At 67.4% G+C, this 19,457-nt stretch carries 16 protein-coding genes; 7 read left to right on the top strand and 9 right to left on the bottom strand.

Annotated features, from left to right (window positions below; all coding sequences use genetic code 11):
- Nucleotides 1-43 precede the first annotated feature (43 nt).
- Nucleotides 44-955 carry a LysR family transcriptional regulator ArgP gene (locus ASF51_RS06825; RefSeq protein WP_055926774.1) on the top strand — a complete coding sequence of 304 codons (912 nt, stop codon included), beginning with the start codon at nucleotides 44-46 and terminating at the stop codon, nucleotides 953-955.
- Here ASF51_RS06825 and ASF51_RS06830 read toward each other — a convergent pair.
- A complete protein-coding gene (locus tag ASF51_RS06830) occupies nucleotides 952-1,743 on the bottom strand; it encodes a putative protein N(5)-glutamine methyltransferase (protein WP_055926776.1) in 792 nt (263 codons plus the stop codon). The genes ASF51_RS06825 and ASF51_RS06830 overlap by 4 nt on opposite strands.
- A 59-nt stretch (nucleotides 1,744-1,802) precedes the next feature.
- Here ASF51_RS06830 and ASF51_RS06835 point away from each other — a divergent pair, with 59 nt between their 5' ends.
- Nucleotides 1,803-2,195 (top strand): hypothetical protein, encoded by a 393-nt coding sequence (locus ASF51_RS06835; protein ID WP_200926095.1) that lies wholly within the window; start codon nucleotides 1,803-1,805, stop codon nucleotides 2,193-2,195.
- Here ASF51_RS06835 and ASF51_RS06840 read toward each other — a convergent pair.
- From ASF51_RS06840 to ASF51_RS06850, 3 genes are all read right to left on the bottom strand, one after another.
- Nucleotides 2,192-2,425 carry a DUF3073 domain-containing protein gene (locus ASF51_RS06840; RefSeq protein ID WP_055926778.1) on the bottom strand — a complete coding sequence of 78 codons (234 nt, stop codon included), beginning with the start codon at nucleotides 2,423-2,425 and terminating at the stop codon, nucleotides 2,192-2,194. The two genes, ASF51_RS06835 and ASF51_RS06840, sit on opposite strands and share 4 nt — an antisense overlap.
- Before the next feature lie 85 nt (nucleotides 2,426-2,510).
- Nucleotides 2,511-4,541, bottom strand: coding sequence for an APC family permease (locus ASF51_RS06845; protein ID WP_235497156.1), 2,031 nt, complete (start codon nucleotides 4,539-4,541; stop codon nucleotides 2,511-2,513).
- Nucleotides 4,542-4,573: 32 nt separating this feature from the next.
- On the bottom strand, nucleotides 4,574-5,659 hold the full coding sequence (locus tag ASF51_RS06850; RefSeq protein ID WP_055926782.1) for a hypothetical protein: 1,086 nt from the start codon (nucleotides 5,657-5,659) through the stop codon (nucleotides 4,574-4,576).
- Between the two features lie 71 nt (nucleotides 5,660-5,730).
- Here ASF51_RS06850 and ASF51_RS06855 point away from each other — a divergent pair, with 71 nt between their 5' ends.
- Nucleotides 5,731-7,113, top strand: a complete 1,383-nt coding sequence (locus tag ASF51_RS06855; RefSeq protein ID WP_055926784.1) for a glycine--tRNA ligase — start codon at nucleotides 5,731-5,733, stop codon at nucleotides 7,111-7,113.
- On the opposite strand, the gene ASF51_RS06860 is transcribed toward ASF51_RS06855, so the two are convergent.
- Entirely contained in the window at nucleotides 7,110-8,894 is a 1,785-nt protein-coding gene (locus ASF51_RS06860; protein ID WP_082479605.1) for an alkaline phosphatase family protein, read from the bottom strand. The genes ASF51_RS06855 and ASF51_RS06860 overlap by 4 nt on opposite strands.
- 196 nt (nucleotides 8,895-9,090) lie before the next feature.
- On the opposite strand from ASF51_RS06860, the gene ASF51_RS06865 reads away from it, so the two are divergent.
- Nucleotides 9,091-9,876: a MerR family transcriptional regulator gene (locus ASF51_RS06865; protein WP_055928070.1), complete on the top strand. Its 786-nt coding sequence runs from the start codon at nucleotides 9,091-9,093 to the stop codon at nucleotides 9,874-9,876.
- A gap of 43 nt (nucleotides 9,877-9,919) precedes the next feature.
- Here ASF51_RS06865 and ASF51_RS06870 read toward each other — a convergent pair whose 3' ends face one another.
- Entirely contained in the window at nucleotides 9,920-10,393 is a 474-nt protein-coding gene (locus ASF51_RS06870) for a DUF805 domain-containing protein (protein WP_055926786.1), read from the bottom strand.
- Between the two features lie 220 nt (nucleotides 10,394-10,613).
- Between ASF51_RS06870 and glgX the strand changes: the two genes are divergently transcribed.
- Complete coding sequence (gene glgX, locus ASF51_RS06875) at nucleotides 10,614-12,686, top strand: glycogen debranching protein GlgX (RefSeq protein ID WP_055926788.1); 2,073 nt, start codon at nucleotides 10,614-10,616, stop codon at nucleotides 12,684-12,686.
- Between the two features lie 6 nt (nucleotides 12,687-12,692).
- On the opposite strand, the gene ASF51_RS18665 is transcribed toward glgX, so the two are convergent.
- Both ASF51_RS18665 and ASF51_RS06885 read right to left on the bottom strand, forming a co-directional pair.
- The gene (locus tag ASF51_RS18665; RefSeq protein ID WP_369797302.1) at nucleotides 12,693-13,472 is read right to left on the bottom strand and encodes a peptidylprolyl isomerase; all 780 of its coding nucleotides are present in this window, start codon (nucleotides 13,470-13,472) and stop codon (nucleotides 12,693-12,695) included.
- Nucleotides 13,387-14,163: a YitT family protein gene (locus ASF51_RS06885; protein WP_369797295.1), complete on the bottom strand. Its 777-nt coding sequence runs from the start codon at nucleotides 14,161-14,163 to the stop codon at nucleotides 13,387-13,389. The genes ASF51_RS18665 and ASF51_RS06885 overlap by 86 nt, the downstream gene beginning before the upstream one ends.
- Before the next feature lie 61 nt (nucleotides 14,164-14,224).
- On the opposite strand from ASF51_RS06885, the gene ASF51_RS06890 reads away from it, so the two are divergent.
- Entirely contained in the window at nucleotides 14,225-15,661 is a 1,437-nt protein-coding gene (locus ASF51_RS06890; RefSeq protein WP_055926790.1) for a PLP-dependent aminotransferase family protein, read from the top strand.
- Nucleotides 15,662-15,665: 4 nt separating this feature from the next.
- Here the strand turns inward: ASF51_RS06890 and ASF51_RS06895 are convergent, their stop codons facing one another.
- Entirely contained in the window at nucleotides 15,666-16,028 is a 363-nt protein-coding gene (locus tag ASF51_RS06895) for a hypothetical protein (RefSeq protein ID WP_157412034.1), read from the bottom strand.
- Between the two features lie 172 nt (nucleotides 16,029-16,200).
- Between ASF51_RS06895 and ASF51_RS06900 the strand changes: the two genes are divergently transcribed.
- Nucleotides 16,201-19,395 (top strand): efflux RND transporter permease subunit, encoded by a 3,195-nt coding sequence (locus tag ASF51_RS06900; RefSeq protein ID WP_157412035.1) that lies wholly within the window; start codon nucleotides 16,201-16,203, stop codon nucleotides 19,393-19,395.
- Nucleotides 19,396-19,457 lie beyond the last annotated feature (62 nt).

Consider the following 19,457-nt stretch of genomic DNA (forward strand, 5'->3'; position numbering starts at 1 on the left):
GATTCGTACAGCTAATGTTTCTTACAACCGATTAGGGGAGCTTATGTCAGGGTTTCAGTACGACCACCTGCAGACTCTGTTGGCGCTCGCGGAGGAGGGCACCTTCGATGCGGCTGCCCGTCGGCTGCGCCTGACCCAGTCGGCGGTCTCCCAGCGCATCAAAGCCCTCGAGCAGTCGGCGGGTCGGATTCTGGTACAGCGGTCCAATCCCGTTCTCCCCACCGACGCGGGCGCCGTGCTGCTGCGACTGGCGAGGCAGGCGTCGCTGCTCGACGCCGACGCTCGCAGCGCACTGCACGGACCTGGTGCCGAGGACTCCGCGTTCCCCATGGCGATGGCCGTCAACGCGGACAGCCTCGCGACCTGGTTCCTGGAGGCCGTCGCTCCGCTGGCCCGATCAGGCGAGGTCGTCTTCGACATTCATCGCGAGGACCAGGAGCACACGACGTCGCTGCTGCGATCGGGAACGGTGATGGCGGCGGTCACCTCGACCGCCGACGCCGTTCAGGGCTGCTCGGTCGAACCCCTGGGTGCGATGCGCTACCGTGCGGTGTGCACTCCGGGATTCCAGTCGGATCATGCGATCCGGTCGGGAGACCTTGCGGCGTTGGCCAGGGTGCCGCGCATCGATTTCGACAGGCGCGACGACCTGCAGGCGACCGTCGTGCGCGGGGTCGCTGACTCCGGCGCGACGCCGCGGGCCCGCCACTTCGTTCCCACCTCGAGCGACTTCGCCCGCGCGGTGCTGCTCGGCTTCGGCTGGGGGATGCTGCCCGAGCAGCAGTGCAGCGTCGAGCTCGAGACGGGAAGGCTGGTCGAGATCGCCCCCGGACAGTACACCGAGGTGCGGCTGTTCTGGCAGCGGTGGAACCTCGCATCCCCGCTCCTCGACGCGGTCACCGATGCTGTGAGAGCGGGCGCGAGGGACTCTCTGCGCGAATTCGGCGCGGCCTAGCGAGGTCTCGTCGACAGCACGATCGACGTGTCGTACTCGTCGGAGTACTCGACCCGGCTCATGAGCCCCGCGCTCTCGAAGAGTCGCACTGACTCCGGCGCCTGGTCCTCGCTCGCCTCGACGAGCACGTGACCGCCGGGCGCGAGCCACTCCCTCACCTGAGCCGCGACGAGTCGCTGCACATCGAGGCCGTCGCCGCCTCCGTCGAGAGCGAGCCGGGCCTCGAAGAGGCGGGCCTCCGGAGGCATCGACCCGATCGCGAGCGTCGGAACATAGGGCGTGTTGCACACGAGCACGTCGACGCGGCCGCGGAGGTCGTCGGGAAGGGGCTCGAAGAGGTCGCCGCACACTACCAGTGCCGGCGCGGGGAGATTGCGTCGTGCGGTGGCCACGGCGGCCGGGTCGATGTCGGCCGCGTAGAGTCGCGCCGTCGGCACGGCCGAACCGATCGCCAGGGCCAGGGCGCCCGACCCGCAGCACAGGTCGAGAACGACCGGATGCGCGTGCTCGCGAGCCAGGGTGACGGCGCGAGCCGCGAGGAACTCGGTTCGGCGTCGGGGCACGAAGACCCCGTCGTCGACGAGAACCCGGATGCCGGCGAACTCGGCCCAGCCCAGCACGTGCTCCAGCGGGACCCCCGACACCCGTCTGGCCAGAAGCGCGTCGAGGGTGTCCGCATCCGGTGCCGCGTCGAGGAGCAGGCGCGCCTCGTCTTCGGCGAACACGCATCCGGCCGCGCGCAGGGCGAGCACGGTGCGATCGAAGTCCACGGTGCCATCGAAGTCCATCACCCGATTATGGTCGTCGGCGCACGGGGATCACCCGGCAATGTGGGAGACAATGGGGTGTGGCTCTTCCCGACGACTCGACTTCTCCCGCTTCCTCCTCCTCGACCCACGACGTGGTGGTGCGGCGATCGCCGCGGTACGTGCGATTCATCGTGGTGGGGGCCGTCGTGGCCATCCTCGCCACGCTCGTTCTCACGTTCGTGTTCCCCGAGCAGCCCAACTACTCGCGGGCGCAGGTCTTCGGCTTCGTCGGGATCATCCTGGTGACGGTGTTCGTGGGGATCGCCGCCGCCATCGCCGTGATCGTCGACCGCGTCTCGAGCAGGCGCGCCCGAACGATCGTCATGACGACCAGCGAACGCGTCGAGGCGCCCGCCGACCAGAACGCTGCTGTCGAGGAGAACGCTCCTGTCGAACAGAACGCTCCTGTCAGGGAGACTCGCGAAGACTAAGCGCGCTTCTGCTGCCGCTCGTCGGAGTCGAGGAGTTCGGGATTCACGATGATGACGTCGTCTGTGTCGGACTCGTCGTCGTCTTCATCGATCCACTTGGAGTAGTCGGGCTCACCGTCGGAGGGGTGGCTCAATTCGCGCTCGAGCGCGGAGTAGTTGGTGTCGGGACTGAAATACTTCAGCTCGCGAGCAACCTTGGTGTGCTTAGCTTTTTGACGGCCGCGCCCCATGCGAGACCCCCTCACCTTTCGGGCCGGGGGATGAGAACGCCACCCGGGAGTCGAATAACTTACAAAACTTGCGTCAGTTTAGCACCTACTGCTGCTGGGCCTTCGCGTGTCGCCGTTCCTGCCGCGGCGTGCGAGCGACCGGTCGCACCGGCTCGCCGCGACGTTCCGATCCGGGCAGCGGGCGCGACCGGCGCCCGTAGATGACCTCGGAGGAGTCGAGGAGCCACGGAACGAGGGCGATCGTGACGCCGTGCACCAGCATCAGGCGCTTGCGGATGCGACGTGCCTTGTGGTTGTGCAGGAGCGTCTCCCACCAGTGGCCGACGATGTAGATGGGCGTGTAGACGGTCACGACCTCAGAGCCGTGCAGGGCGCGTCGCTTCTCGATGTACTGGCAGAGCGGCTCGGCCACGTCTCTGTAGGGCGAGACGATGATCTTGAGGGGAACGGAGATGTTCATCTCCCTCCAGGCCTTCTCGAGGGCATTGGTCGACTCGTCGTCGATCGACAGATGCACGGCCTCGATGCTGTCGTGCTGCGCCGCGATCGCGTAGTCCAGCGCTTTGAGCACGGGCTTCTGCATGCGGCCGACGAGCACGATGGCGTGGTCGCCCTCCGAGCCGAAGGTCGTGGTCGCGTCGACCTCGATCTCCTTGTTCACGTCGCGGTAATAGCGGTTGACGCCCAGCATCAGTATGTAGAGCACGGGCATGATCGCGAACACGAGCCAGGCCCCGTGGGTGAACTTCGTGATGGTCACGACGATGAGCACGACAGCGGTGAGGAGTGCGCCGAACGCATTGATGGCCAGGCCGCGCCAGACGGCGCCGCGGTTCGAGCATCCGGCCTTGAGCATGCCCCACCAGTGCTTGACCATGCCCGTCTGCCCGAGCGTGAACGAGACGAAGACGCCGATGATGTACAGCTGGATCAACTGGGTGAGGCTGGCCTGGTAGACCACGAGGATGAGCGTTGCGAACAGGCCCAGGATCAGCACGCCGTTCGAGAAGACGAGCCGGTCGCCGCGGGTCAGCAGGGCCTTCGGCGCGTAGGAGTCCCTGGCGAGCACCGAGCCGAGAAGGGGGAATCCGTTGAAGGCGGTGTTTGCCGCGAGCAGCAGCACCGCTGCGGTGGCGGCCTGGATCACGTAGAACAGCACCGAGTTGTTGCCGAAGACGGCCGAGGCGATCTGCGCGATCAGGCTGCGCTGCGGCTGCCCCTCGCAGTTCTCGAAGCCGATGAGATGGCAGGCATTCTCGGCGTAATGCACTCGGGCGATCAGGGCGAGCGCGACCAGGCCGGCGAACAGCACGATGGCGATGCTGCCCATGAGCACGAGGGTGCGCTGGGCGTTTCTGACCTTGGGTGTGCGGAAGGCGGGCACGCCGTTCGAGATGGCCTCGACGCCGGTGAGGGCGCTGCAGCCGCTCGAGAACGCGCGAAGGAGAAGCAGGATGACGGCGGCCTGCGTGAGCCCTTCGGCCTTGACTCCGTAGTCGGCCGATTCGGCGACGGGGGCATTGCCGAGGACGGCCTGACCGAGGCCCACGACGATCATCAGCGCGACGCTGCCGACGAACAGGTAGGTGGGGATGGCGAACGCCTTGCTCGACTCGGCGACGCCGCGCAGGTTGACGGCGGCGAGCACGATGACGAAGAAGACGGCGATCTCGACGCGGTAGGGATTGAGGAACGGCAGGGCCGAGATGATGTTGTCGACTCCCGAGGCCACGGACACGGCGACGGTCAGCACGTAGTCGACGAGCAGGGCCGATGCCACGACGAGCCCGGCCTTCTCCCCGAGGTTCTTGTGGGCGACCTCGTAGTCTCCGCCGCCGGAGGGGTAGGCCTTGACCAGCTGGCGGTACGACGCCACGACCACCACGAGCAGCAGCACGACGGCGGCCGCGACCCAGGGCGCGAAGCTCAGGAACGCGAGACCGCCGATGAGCAGGATCATCAGAAGTTCCTGCGGCGCGTACGCGACAGAGGAGAGCGGGTCGCTGGCGAAGATCGGCAGGGCGAGCCGCTTCGGGAGGAGCTGTCCTTCGAGTTTGTCGGTCGGGAGGGGTTCGCCGATAAACCAGCGTTTGGCCGACTTGACTTCGTTAGTCACGAGTGAGAACACTACTCCGCGCGTTGATCATGTCAATGCGCTTGAGATTCGTCCCTGTAAGCGGCGCGCACCGCCAGTGCCGAGCGAGCCTGGTCGAGCAGCGGATCGTAGAAGGACGCCCGGTACGCCGCAGCCGTCGAGACCGAGACGAGGAAGTTGAGCGAGGAGACGCAACTCAGGAACACCGCGGTCTTGAGCATGCCGGTGCGCACGGGCAGCTCGATACCGAGCACCTCCGCGTTGCCGGCGTTCGCACCGAGCCAGAGGTTCAGTACCTCGTCGCTGAAGGCGAGTCGGCCGAGAACGACCAGGAAGACGCAGACGAGTGCGGCGAAGATGGCGACCTGGAACGCCTGGGCCAGCACCATGACGACGGCGAGGTTGAAACGCTCGAGTCGACTCAGCGGCGGTCCCGTGGCCTCGTCTCCGCCGTCGAGCGCCGACAGCTCACGTCGCATGATGGGAACCGTGAAGAGGAGCCCGAGAACGAGGAAGAACACGGCGACGCCGAGCAGCCGCGATGCGCTCATGCTGCCGGTCACCTCCCAGAGTGCGCGGGCGAAGAACGCGAACACCACGACGAGCATCAGGATGGGCAGGGCGCGTGTCGCGAGCTGCCCGAGGGCCCCGAACTGCCGTAGGGCGGCGCGCAGGGCCCACGAGAGGAGGGCGCCGACGCCCATCCAGGTCGCCGCGAGGGCGGCGACCACGACGCCGGCGTTCTGCGCGACCGACGCGACGGGGTTCTCGTGTGCGACGAGACCGAAGTAGAGCGGATCGACCACGAGATAGAGGACCAGGGCGACCAGCGCCACGGGGGTCTTCGCGCGCGTGCGCGAGCGCAGGACTCGAGCTGTCGCCACGGCGAGCACCGAAGGAACGACGGGAACTGCGACGACGAGCGCCAGCGCCACGAGGGCCCATCCCCAGTCGCCGACCGAGGCGGAATCCGGGTCGATGTCGACCTCGAGCACGAATGAACTGAGCACGTCGATCGCCACGGCGAAGACGAGGAACGGAGCGGTGCGGGGCAGGAGATGCCGCGCCCGCGCATCCGGCCTCACGAAATAGGGCAGACCGTTCAGCCGCAGCCAGTGCTCGGTGTCGCGGTCCCCCATGGCCCCTCCCATAAGATTGTGGCTTATCCACCCGCTGGCAGCCGGCCGGTGGGCGACTTACGGAAGCCGTTATGCCCACATCTCCTCTTGATTCTGTCATTGCCCTCGCCAAGCGCCGAGGATTCGTCTTTCCGACCGGAGAGATCTATGGCGGCACGCGCAGTGCCTGGGACTACGGGCCGCTGGGCGTCGAGCTCAAAGAGAACATCAAGCGCCAGTGGTGGAAGTTCATGGTGCAGAGCCGCGACAACGTCGTCGGACTCGACTCGGCCGTGATCCTTCCGCGCCAGGTCTGGGAGGCCTCCGGCCACGTCGAGGTCTTCAACGACCCGATGGTCGAGTCGCTCGCGACCAACAAGCGCTACCGCGCCGACCACCTGCTCGAGGCCTACGAGGCCAAGCACGGGCATCCGCCGGTCAACGGCCTCGCCGACGTGCGCGACCCCGACACCGGAAACGTCGGCCAGTGGTCGGAGGTCAAGAAGTTCTCGGGAATGCTGAAGACCACCCTCGGCGTGCTCGAAGACGAGAGCGGCATGGCCTACCTGCGCCCCGAGACCGCCCAGGGCATCTTCGTCGACTTCGCCACCGTTCTGAACACCTCGAGGCAGAAGCCGCCGTTCGGCATCGCCCAGGTCGGCAAGGCCTTCCGCAACGAGATCACCCCCGGAAACTTCATCTTCCGCACCCGCGAGTTCGAGCAGATGGAGATGGAATACTTCGTGCAGCCCGGCACCGACGAGGAGGCGCACCAGTACTGGATCGACCAGAGCTGGGAGTGGTTCATCGGCCTCGGCATCAACCCCGAGAACATCCGCCAGTTCGAGCACCCTCAAGAGAAGCTCTCGCACTACTCGAAGCGCACCGTCGACATCGAGTACCGCTTCCAGTTCCCGGGCAGCCAGTGGGGCGAGCTCATGGGTGTCGCCAACCGCACCGACTTCGACCTCAAGACGCACTCCGAGGCATCCGGAACCGACCTGTCGTACTTCGACCAGACGTCGAACGAGCGGTGGATCCCCTACGTGATCGAGCCGTCGTTCGGTCTGACCCGGGCGCTTATGGCGTTTCTGGTCGACTCGTACCACGAAGACGAGGCTCCGAACTCGAAGGGCGGCGTCGACAAGCGCACGGTGCTCAAGCTCGACCCGCGCATCGCGCCCGTCAAGGCCGCCGTGCTGCCGCTGTCGCGCAACGAGGCCCTCTCGCCTCTCGCCCGCAAGGTGGCGCAGGATCTGCGCCAGAGCTGGAACGTCGACTTCGACGACGCCGGCGCAATCGGTCGTCGCTACCGCCGTCAAGACGAGATCGGCACGCCGTTCGCGATCACGGTCGACTTCGAGTCGCTCGAGGACAACGCCGTGACCGTGCGCGAGCGCGACTCCATGGCGCAGGAGCGCGTGTCGCTCGACCGCCTGCAGGGCTACCTGGCCGAGAGGCTCATCGGCGCCTAGCCGGCGTCGTCTTCGTCGCCCTCGTTCGCGTTGCCGTCGAGGGTGCCGAAGAGGCCCTTCCCGTGGAGCACGAGTGCGGCGAAGGCCTCCTGGTAGGTCTCGGGAGCCTGCTCACCGTCGCCGGCGTACTTGGCCATAAGAAGGCCGAGCAGCCCTTTGGCAGGACTCGAGATCTTCTTCGCGCGGTGCTCCGGCGACTCGGGATCGAGGTTCTCGTCGGGGTTCGGCGGCACATAGTGCGGCAGCGTCGTCGGCCAGTCCGAGACCGGCCGCGGCGTCGTGCGGTTGATGGCGTTGAACATGTCCATCGACTTCGCGTCGCGTTCGGTGAGCGGCTCGAGGCCGTGCTGGCGCGACAGGGTGGCGATCAGCGCGCTGTGCTGCATCGGGTCGTTGATGATCGTGTTCTTCGCCGTGTACGCCGAGATCGCGATCGCGGGAACGCGACCGCCGAGTCGGTCGAATCCGAAGTCCATCTCGCCGGGCCGTCCGTCTCCCGGGGGAACCGCGGACGGGGGCGTGGCATGGTCGAACGTCCCCCCGTGTTCGTCGAACGTGACGAACAACATGGTGTTCATGGCGTTCGACCCCGTCGGGCTCTTCGACTCCTTGATAGCGGTGTAGAGGTAATGCAGCAGCGCATCGCCCGCCCGCACGTCGCTGACCGCGCCATCCTCGACCATGCCGCCGAAGCCGTCGGGTCCCTCGCGCAGTTCGCCGTAGGGCGGATGCATGTCGTTGTGGTTGAAGATCATGCGCGGCTCGATGAAGGAGTACGCGGGCAGGTTGCCGCTCTCGACGTCGAGGTAGAACTGGTCGAGGGTGCGGAAGTTGGTCTTCCAGTACTTCTCGGTGGCCGGGGCATGCAGCACGCCGGTCATCGACACGAGCTGGGCTGCGTCGTAGTAGACCCGCCAGGGGATGCCGGCGTCTTCTAGCCGGTTGAAGATCGTGGGGGAGCCGGCCCGGTCGTCGTCGAGCCATTTGTCGTAGCCCCCGTCGCCCCGGTTGGTGACATAGCCGTGCGAGGTTCCGGCGTGAAAGAACGAGCGGTTGCAGAACGTCTGCGATGGCACGGCGCAGTGCCAGTGGTCGTAGACGGCGAAGCTCTTGGCGAGGGTCGAGAACACGGGCAGCATCGCGGGCGAGAAGCCGCCCATCGCCGCGGAGTACTCGGCCCGGCTCGGACTCTTCTTGCCGCCGGACAGCCGCTCGTAGTTGGCGATGTAGTCGGTGACGAACCCCTTCATCGTGGGCTTCGCACCAAGGGGCGGGGTGTTGTGCAGCTCGGGGTCGACGGTGCCGAAGAACTGCGTGTTGACGTGGGGGTACGCCTCGCCGGGGTCGGGCTGGGGGCTCGACATGATGACGTCGGTCGACCCCGTGTAGACGTGGGCCTTCACATCCGGATGCCCGTGGGGCGCCGGGTTGGAATAGTCGCCCTGGTGCAGGCCGTCGAACGACGAGCCGGCCGGAACCTCGTCGTCGCGATAGAGCCATCCGAGCAGGTTGTCGAACGACCTGTTCTCGAACATCACGACGACGACGTGCTCGAACGCCTTCTTCGGCGTGGCCTTGTCGGCCTCGAAGTCGAGCTCCGGGCGCCCGGCGCCGACCGCCGTGCCGATCGCGGCTCCGCCTGCTCCTCCGGCGACGGCGCCGGCGGCGAGAATGCCGGCGCTCTGCAGAAAGGCCCGCCTCGACGGTGAGTTCGGCCCGGCGAAGGTGCCGGATGCCGCAGGCTGCGACGAGCGGGAACGCTTGCCCGGGAACGGTGGCATCTCACGGTTCGATTCTCACGAGGCGGACGGTGTGCTGTCATCGTACCCAGTGCGCACATTCGGGGAAATGGTGCCTCGTGCGAAATTCGCCCTTGACGTTGCCGCAGCGTCAACCTCTAGCCTCGGTCGTGTGCCGATGATCTCGGCGCACGAGACACGGCACACCGAGAGCAGGAGAGGGCGAGAGGGCGACGAGATGTCGAGGGCACCCCGCACGGATTGGTCGATCCAGGAGATCGCACGGCTGACCGGAACGACGAGCAGGACGTTGCGCCACTACGGCGACATCGGGCTGCTCCCACCGACCCGCGTGGCATCGAACGGCTATCGCCGCTACGACCAACCGGCCCTCGTGCGCTTGCAGCGCATCCTGCTGCTGCGCAATCTCGGGCTCGGCCTGACGGCGATCGCCCGGGTGCTCGACGAGGAGCCCGACGCCGTCGGAGCCCTCACCCGGCACCGCGACGATCTGGTGCACGAGAAGAACAGGATCGACCGGCAGATCGCCTCGATCGACACGACCATCCGAAAGATGAGACGAGGAGAAGGACTGATGGCAGAGGAGATGCTCGACGGGTTCGCGCCCGAGCAGCACGAGACGGAGGTCTCGGAGCGCTGGGGAGCGGCGGCGTACTCGTCGGGTGCGGACTGGTGGAATGCCAAGTCGGCCGACGAGAAGCGGGCGTTCCAGTCGGCGCAGGCCGGGATCGCTGCCGACTTCGTGTCGGCTGCGGCGGCCGGGCGCCCGGTGGAGAGCGCCGAGGTGCAGGCGATCGCCGAACGCCACGTGGCGTGGCTGAGCCAGGTGCCCGGCACGCCGGGCTATCCGAACGGCCCGGAGACCGACTACCTCGTCGGACTCGGAGAGCTCTACGTCGCGGACCCGCGCTTCGCGACCGCCTACGAGGCCGGTGGGCATGATGCGGCGAGGTTCGTTCGCGACGCGCTCGCGTTCTACGCCGAGAACGCGGCGAGGCGTTAACGAGAGATCCCGGCGTCGCAAGGGCGCCGGGATCTCTTGAGGGTCAGCGGTCGAAGCGCTGGCCCTCGGGCTTCGCCGGGCTCGCGAACCAGACGATGAGGATGATCGCTCCGATGAGCGGGATGAGGATCAGCAGGTACCAGGCGCCGCTGCGGTTGGTGTCGTGCAGTCGGCGCCAGGCCAGCGCGAGGCTCGGGATGATCGTGGCCAGTGCCCACAGGCCGGCGATGATGTTGATGACCGAGGCGCCGGCCGACATCGTCATGGCACCGTTCTGGTCGACGCCGTTGCCGCCGAGGGCGAGGGACAGCATGTTCAGAACGAAGCTGATGATGATCACGATGAGGGTCCACCACCAGTACTCGCTGCGGCTGGCCCGGCCGGAGAAGGTGGCGTACTTCTTGAAGAAGCGCTTGGCGGCGGCTCCGATGGGGGCGCCGTAGTACGGCTGGTCGAGAGGCGGCTCTCCGCCCTGGGAGTAGGGCTGGGCGGCGGCGGGCTGCGACGAGTAAGACATGATTTCTCCTAAACGAGGATGAGCGTGATCGTCGCCGAGCATAGGGCACAGCCTGAGTCGCTCGAAAGGGGGCTTGCACGAAGCCCTTGTCGGCCGGTTCCGGAATCCCCACCACAAAGACTCAGCGAGCGCTAGCCCCCTGGGGCGATCCGGTGCCGCGGGCCGCGCGCTTCTATCCTGCGAAGGCGATAGTTTCGCCCCTTTCCAGACAGGATCACCGATGGTTTCCGCCCGCTCCCTTCCCTACCCGCTCGGCTTCTCGCTCATCGACGGCCGCCGCAACTTCGCGCTCTACTCCGAGACGGCCGATGCCGTGTTCGTGTGCGTCTTCGACGACAACGGCGACGAGACCCGCGTCGAACTGCCCGAGCGCACCGGCCACGTCTTCCACGGCTTCGTCGACGGAGTCGACGTCGGCACCCGCTACGGCATCCGGGTCGACGGTGCCTGGAACCCCGAGGCCGGCCTGCGGCACAACGTGAACAAGCTGCTGCTCGACCCGCACGCCACCGCGATCGAGGGAGGCTACGACTGGGCGGCCGACAACCAGTCGTTCTTCGGCCACGACATGAACGAGCCGCAGATGCGGAACGACACGGACTCGGCGCCGCACAGTCCGCGCTGCGTCATCACCGATCCATCGTTCGACTGGGAGGACGACCGGGCCCCGCTCACGCCGCTCGCGGAGTCCGTCATCTACGAGACCCACGTGAAGGGCTTCACCAAGCTGCACCCCGACGTGCCCGAGGAGATCCGGGGCACCTACGCGGGCCTGGCACATCCGGCTGCCCTGAAGCACCTCACCGACCTCGGGGTCACCGCCGTCGAGCTGATGCCCGTGCACCAGTTCGTGCAGGACAGCCACCTCTCGGAGAAGGGCCTGCGCAACTACTGGGGCTACAACTCGATCGGGTTCTTCGCGCCGCACAACGAGTACGTGTCGGATGCCGCGGGCCAGGCGGGCGGTCAGGTCACGGAGTTCAAGCAGATGGTCAAGGCGATCCACGCCGCCGGCCTCGAGGTGATCCTCGACGTGGTCTACAACCACACCGCAGAGGGCAACGACCTCGGCCCGACCCTGGGCTTCAAGGGCATCGACAACGCGTCGTACTACCGCCTGGTCGAGGGTGACGAGGCGCACTACTTCGACACCACGGGCACCGGCAACAGCCTGAACGTCTCGCATCCGGCCGCGCTGGGTCTGATCATGGACAGCCTGCGCTACTGGGTCACCGAGATGCACGTCGATGGATTCCGCTTCGACCTCGCCACGACGCTCACCCGACAGGGCGGCGACGCCGAGATCCACAGCGCCTTCCTCACCCTGATCGCGCAGGACCCGGTGCTGGCCCCCGTGAAGATGATCGCCGAGCCGTGGGATACGGCCGGCTACCAGGTCGGTGGCTTCCCGGCCGACTGGTCGGAGTGGAACGGCAAGTTCCGCGACGACGTGCGCGACTTCTGGAACGGCACCGACTCTGTGCTCGGCACGGTCTCGCAGCGCATCCTCGGGTCTCCCGACGTCTACGAGGCGTCGCGCCGCTCGCCCATGTCGAGCGTCAACTTCGTCACCGCCCACGACGGCTTCACCCTGCACGATCTCACCTCGTACAACGACAAGCACAACGCGGCGAACGGCGAAGACAACAACGACGGCGAGAGCGACAACAAGTCGTCGAACGGGGGAGCCGAGGGGCCGACCGACGACGAGTCGGTGAACGCCCGCCGCGACCGCAAGAGGCGCAACCTGCTTGCGACGCTGCTGCTCTCCGCCGGTGTGCCGATGCTGCTGGGCGGCGACGAGATGGGTCGCACCCAGGGAGGCAACAACAACGCCTACTGTCAGGACGACGAGATCTCGTGGTTCGACTGGGCCAACGCAGACGCCGAGCTGCTCTCGTTTACACGGGAGCTCGTCGCACTGCGCCGCGAGAACCCGGCGCTTCGGCCGGTCTGGTTCCGCCAGGCCCCCGAGGTGCAGTCGGAGGTGCCCGATGCGATCGCCGCCGACGCCGTGGAGATCGTGCGAAGCGACGGAGAGAACTTCGACGACCACGACTGGGACAACCCGAACGCGCGCACCGAGACGCTCGTGTTCACCCACGATGGAGCGGACTCGTTCGCGCTGCTGCTCAACGCCGCCGAGAACGGCGTCGAGTTCCAGGTGCCGCCGGCACCGGGGGCCGAGTGGGAACTGGCGGCGTCGAGCGACCCCGGTCAGGTCGTCGAGGGGCCGGTCACGACCCTGATCGCCTCGGCGGGGTCGTTCACCCTGCTGCGCTCGCGGGCCTGAGCGGGGCTATTCGAAGCTGACCCCGTCGATCACGGCGGGGTCGGCCGGCTCTCCATCGCTGGAGCCGTTCGTGGTGCCGGCATCGGCTATGCCGGTGATCACGTCGAGCCCGCTCGTGATGGTGCCGAGCACGGTGTAGCCGCCCGCGGCATCCGACGGGATCATCGACTCGTCGTAGACGATGAAGAACTGGCTGCCCATGCTCTCGCCGTCTCCGCCGATGCGTGCCATTGCGAGGGTGCCCGCGGGGTAGACGTCGTCGGCGGGCGCGTTCTCGATCGGGCCGTAGGAGTAGCCGGGGCCGCCGGAACCGGTGCCCGTGGGGTCTCCGCACTGCAGCACGTAGATGCCCTCGGTGACGAGGCGATGGCACGACGTTCCGTCGAAGAAGCCCTCGTCGCCCAGCGCGAGGAACGAGGCGACGGCCTGGGGAGCCGCGGCTCCGTCGAGCGTCACGCCGACATCCTGGCCGTTGATCTCGATCGTGCCCGTCCAGTCTCGCCCCTGAGCAAGAGAGGGTGACGGCACCCCGTCGGACTCGCCGGACGACGACGGCGCCTGCGTGGAACCGAGCTCGGGGGTCTGGAGCTGGTCGCGAAGCCCTGCGAGGTTCGTGACCAGCAGGATGAGGGTCAGCGTTCCGGCGACGAGACCCGCGTAGCCGATGACCACGCCGGCGATCGCGAGTCCGCGCCCCTTGTCACCGGTGCGAGCGATCTGGTGCAGCGCGATGTGACCGGTGATGACGGCCGCCAGCGAGACGACGAACGCCGAGACGAACGACACGATCGCGAGGGGGTTCGTGCTCCTGCTGGTCGGAGAGTAGGGTGCGGTCATCGGGGCTCCTCGGCGACGGGGCGGGTTCGGAATCGACCGCCGCGGCCATTCTGGCAGAGCGCACGCCCATCAGCGGGAGCGTGATGTTGCAGAGCGGCCCGATCAGCAGGGCGAAGGCGAGCGTTCCCACTCCCACGTTGCCGCCGAGAACCCAGCCGACGAGCAGCACGGTGGCCTCGACCCCGAAGCGGCCCACCCAGATCGGCCATCCAAGACGGTTGTGGATGCCTGTCATCAGCCCGTCGCGCGGGCCCGGGCCCAGTCGGGCACCGATGTAGATGCCGCTGGCCACCGCCAGCAGAACGAGCCCGGCAGAGAACATGCCGGCCTGTGCCCAGATGTTCGGCATCGCCGGTATCACCCACAGGCTCAGCTCGATCATGGGGCCGAGCAGCAGCACGTTCAGCACCGTTCCGAGCCCGGGCCTCTGGCGCAGGGGAATCCAGAGCAGCAGCACGAGCACGCCGATGATGTTGGTCAGCACGCCGATGCCGAGCCCTGTCTGAGCCATCAGCCCCTGGGCGAAGACCGTCCACGGATCGACGCCGAGCGCGGCCCGGATCATCAGTGCGTCGGCGAACGCGTACAGGGCCAGGCCGGAGATGAGGCGGGCGATGCGTCGGGCCAGCAAAAATGTCATGTCTGCATCCAATTGCAGAATTGGCTTTAGAACAAGGAGCCAATCTGGCTAAAGTGGTTGCATGACTGATGCGCTCCTTGGTACCCGCGCCCTGCGTTCGCTGCTCGGCGAGTGGAAGGACGGCGGAGGGCCCCTCTATCAGGCGCTGTACGACCGCATCCGTCTTCTCGTTCTCGACGGCCGCATCCCCGCCGGCACGCGGTTGCCGGCCGAACGCGAGCTCGCGCAGGCCCTCGAGGTGAGCCGCACACTCGTGACCAGCGCGTACCGCGAGTTGCGCGAGGGCGGCTACACCACGAGCATCCGCGGTTCGGGCAGCGTGACCCGGGTGCCGGGGCGGGCGAATCTCGCGGTCGACGCCGTTGGCGGATTCCTCGACTTCACGAAGGCGATCATGCCGGCGAGCCCGGGAATCGCGCTGGCCACCCAGCGGTCGATGGACGACTTCGGCCGCTACCTGCAGGGGCCGGGCTACAACTTCGAGGGAATCCCGGAGCTCCGCGAGGCCGTCGCCGCACGCTACACGGTCCGCGGCCTCCCCACGACCCCCGATCAGATCCTGGTGACGACGGGCGCCCAGAGCGCCATCGCCCTCCTGTCGCGTGTGCTCCTCGCACGCGGCGACCGCGCGCTCGTCGAGCTGCCCAGCTATCCGCACGCCTACGAGGCCCTCGCCCAGGCGGGCGCACGACTCGTGCCCGTGAGCGTGACCCCGGGGGAGGGCTGGGACGAGTCGGCGTTGGAGCAGCTCATGCGTCGCACGAACCCCGCGGTCGGCTACCTGATGCCCGATTTCCACAATCCCACGGGCGAATCCATGTCGGCCGAACTGCGCGAGCGCACCATCGATCAGGCGACGCGGGCGGGCACGACGCTGCTCGTCGACGAGACGTCGGGCGAACTCGACATCGACAGGGTCGGCAGCCTCCTGCCGTTCGCGGCCTACGCGACTCCGGGAGACGAGCGCAGCGTGGTCACCATCGGCTCGGTCGGAAAGACCATCTGGGACGGCCTCCGTGTGGGCTGGATCCGCGCCGAGCCCGGGCTCATCCGCACGCTCGCTGCGGCCCGACCGTCCAGCGACCTCGGCACCCCCGTGCTCGAGCAGCTCATCGTCACGCGCATGCTGCCCGACATGCCCTCGATCCTCAACGGGCGCCGCGAGCAGTTGCGCGAAGGACGAGACCGTCTCGAGCAGCTCGTCGACGAGCGCTTCCCGGCGTGGAGTGCGCCCCGGGTCGCCGGTGGCATCGCGAGCTGGGTGGGGCTGGGTTCCGCGGCGTCGTCGCAGCTCGCCCTCGCCGCCCGAGCCGAAGGGCTGCTCATCACGGCCGGGCCGCGCTTCGGGCTTGACGGTGCACTCGAACGGTTTCTGCGCATCCCGCTCGGCTACCCGACGGCGCAGCTCGAGCAGGGCATGGATGCGCTGGCCCGGGCCTGGCAGGCGATCATGCGCAACCCGATGCCCGGCGCACAGGCGTTCGGCGACGTCGCCTGACGGGTCAGGCGTCGGCGAGGGGCGGGTCGGGAACCTCGGTGGTGTCGTCGAGATCGGGGTAGTCGGTCAGGTCTGTCGACGCGACGGGCTTCGGCGCCTGCAGGTGAACCGTCTTCTCGCGGATGCTCTCCACGAGGTCGGCGTCGATCGGGTCCTCGACCGAGGTCTCGACCTCTTCGACGATGAACTGGCTCGCCGGGCCGAGCAGCAGTTGCGTGTGCCCCGTGGTGCCGGCGTCGTTCACGCTGGGAATCTGCAGCGTGTCACTGGATTCCTGTCGCGCGAGTTCGCTGGCGTACTCGAGCACCGCGTCGGCCACCCGGTCGCCGGTCACCACGGAACCGCCGCTGTACAGAATCCTTTTCATCTCTCGATCCTTGCGGTGATGATCCGCCGTCACAACTCCTTGCGCGTTCGGCGTGTTCGCCCTAGGCGCGAAATCGCGTGCTGTCGACCATGGCGAGACGGAGACTTCTGGATGTCATAGTGGACAGTGCTCGCGAAACGGTGCGCGGCACCGTTCGACAGAAGGCAGCCCTGTGCATTTTCTCGCCATCCTCAGCATGAAGAACCGCGCGCTCATCGCGCTCGTCACGATCGTGGCGGCGGTCTTCGGCGGCCTCGCGCTGACGAGCCTGAAGCAGGAGCTCATCCCCTCGATCGAGTTCCCGCAGCTCGCGGTGCTGACGAACTATCCCGGCGCGTCTCCCGAGGTCGTCAACGACGACGTCTCCGTGCCCATCGAGACGGCCATCCAGGGCGTCGCCGGCATCGAGACGACGACGGCGACGTCGAGCACCAACCTCTCGATCATCAGCGCCACCTTCACCTACGGCACCAATCTCGCCACCGCCGAGCAGAAGATCAACCAGGCGATCAACCGCATCAAGTCGACTCTTCCGGCAGACCTCGACCCCCAGGTTCTCTCGGGCGGCATCGACGACTTCCCTGTCGTGCAGATCGCGGTCACGCCCGCTGACGGAGTCACCGACACCAAAGCGCTCGCGGGTCTCCTGCGCGCCAACACCCTCCCCGACATCACCGACGTGGCCGGGGTGCGCGACGCGCAGCTCGTGGGCGACATCGGCCAGCGGGTCACCATCACGCCCGACACGACGGCGCTCGCTCTCGCAGGTCTGTCGTCGCAGGCGATCCGGAGTGCCGTCAGCGACAACGGCCTGCTGATCCCGGCGGGCTCGCTCACCGAAGACGACAAGACCCTCTCCGTGCAGGCCGGCACGAAACTCACGAGCGTCGCAGACATCCAGGGCCTGCCGCTCGGGGGAGCAGTCAAACCCGACGGCGGCGTCTACACGATCGCCGACGTGGCCACCGTCGCGCTGACCGACAACCCGGTCACGTCGATCTCGCGGGTCGACGGCAAACCGGCGCTCACCATCGCGATCACCAAGCTGCCCGCGGCCAACACGGTCGAGGTGTCGAACGCGGTTCAAGACCTGCTGCCGAAGCTCGAGTCCGCGCTCGACGGCGCCACCTTCACGGTGGTGTTCGACCAGGCCCCCTACATCCAGCAGTCGATCCAGTCGCTCACCGAGGAGGGCCTGCTCGGGCTCTTCTTCGCCGTCGTCGTGATCCTGGTATTCCTGCTGTCGATCCGGTCGACGCTCGTGACAGCGATCTCGATTCCCACCTCGCTGCTCATCACCTTCATCGGCCTGCAGACGGCCGGATACTCGCTGAACATCCTCACCCTCGGCGCGCTCACGATCGCGATCGGCCGGGTGGTCGACGACTCGATCGTGGTGATCGAGAACATCCGGCGCCATCTCGCCTCGCCCGATGGTGTGGCACGTATGCGGGGCGGCACCGATCGCGCGGCCACCGCACGCGCCGCCATCATCGTCGAGGCCGTGCGCGAGGTGGCCGGTGCCATCACCGCATCGACCATCACCACCGTGGCGGTCTTCCTGCCGATCTCGTTCGTCGAGGGCACCACGGGAGAACTCTTCCGACCCTTCGCTCTGACGGTCACCATCGCGCTCCTCGCCTCGCTCGTGGTGGCCCTCACGATCGTGCCCGTCCTGGCCTACTGGTTCCTGCGCTCACGTGCGCCGAGGAGCCATGCGCACGACATCGCATCCGCCCCTGTCGTGCCGGTCGACCCGACCACCGGGCTGGAGTCGCGGCGTGCCCGCCGGCAGGAGCAGCAGGTCGCCGAGGAGGAGAAGCCCACCGCCCTGCAGAGGCGCTACCTGCCGATTCTCGAGGGCACGCTGAAGCGGCCCGTGATCACGCTCGTGTCAGCAGGGTTGCTCCTCATCCTCACCCTCGGGCTCACGCCGTTCATGAAGACCAACTTCCTGGGCTCTTCGGGCCAGAACACCCTGACCGTCACGCAGACGGTTCCGGTGGGCACGAGCCTGGATGCGCAGAACACGGCCGCGGAGTCGGTCGAGAAGGCGCTGCTCGGCATCACAGGCATCAAGACCGTGCAGCTCAGCATCGGATCGAGCGGCTCGGCGCTGCGGGACGCGTTCGTGGGCGGCGGCGCCGGCGCGATCACTTACTCGATCACCACCGACGAGAGCGCGGATCAGGACGCCCTCGCCGAGACTGTTCGAAAGACGCTCGAGAAGACGAGCGACGCCGGTGACATCCAGGTGGCAGCCTCGGCCGGATTCGGAACCTCGAGCGACATCGCCATCGACGTGACCGCGACCAGCGCGGCCGACCTGCAGGCGGCCTCCGACGCCGTTCTCGCGAAGGTCTCGAAGCTCGACGCGATCACGCAGAGCGAGAGCAACCTCAGCAACTCGAGGCCTTACATTGCCGTGACGGTCGACAGGGTCAAGGCCGCGGAGGCCGGGCTCAGCGAGACCATCGTGGGCGGCATCGTGTCGCAGGCCATGCAGCCGCAGACCATCGGCACGATCTTCATCGACGATGCGAGCTACTCGATCTACATCCAGTCGCAGACATCGCCCGCCACGGTCGACGACCTCGCCGCGCTGCAGGTGCCGACCGCAGCCGGGCCCGCCCGACTCGACTCGTTGGCGACCGTCGCGACCGTCGACGGACCGGCATCCATCACCACCGTCAAGGGCGTGCGCACGGCGACGATCACGGCGACCCCGGCCAGCGACAACCTCGGCACGGCCAGCGCCGAGGTGCAGGCCGCCGTCGACGACACGACGCTGCCGGCCGGCGCCACGGCCACGCTCGGAGGCGTGACGAGCGACCAGGGAGACGCGTTCAGCCAGCTGGGAATCGCCCTGCTCGTCGCCATCCTGATCGTCTACGTCGTGATGGTCGCCACGTTCCGCAGCCTCCTGCAGCCGCTGCTGCTGCTCGTCTCCGTGCCGTTCGCGGCGACCGGCGCGATCATCCTGCAGCTCGTCTCGGGCATCCCGCTCGGCGTGCCCTCGATCATCGGCGTGCTGATGCTCATCGGCATCGTCGTGACCAACGCGATCGTGCTCATCGACCTCGTGAACCAGTACCGCGAGAAGGGGCGGTCGGTGCGAGAGGCGATGGTCGAGGGAGCGAGCCGCAGGCTCCGCCCGATCCTCATGACGGCGCTGGCCACCATCTTCGCGCTGCTTCCCATGGCCGTCGGGCTCACGGGGCACGGCGGGTTCATCTCGCAGCCGCTCGCGCTCGTGGTCATCGGGGGACTCGTCTCATCGACCGTTCTGACGCTCGTCGTGCTTCCGGTTCTGTACTCGGTCGTCTACGGAGGGTTCGAGAGGCGCAAGGCGCGCCGCATGGCGTAATACCTGAAAATGTGCTGGGGAAGTTGTATCAGTTCTCCTATGATCGTGATGAATTCTCGTCA

This window comes from Agreia sp. Leaf283 (genome assembly GCF_001422485.1).
Taxonomy (GTDB): domain Bacteria; phylum Actinomycetota; class Actinomycetes; order Actinomycetales; family Microbacteriaceae; genus Agreia.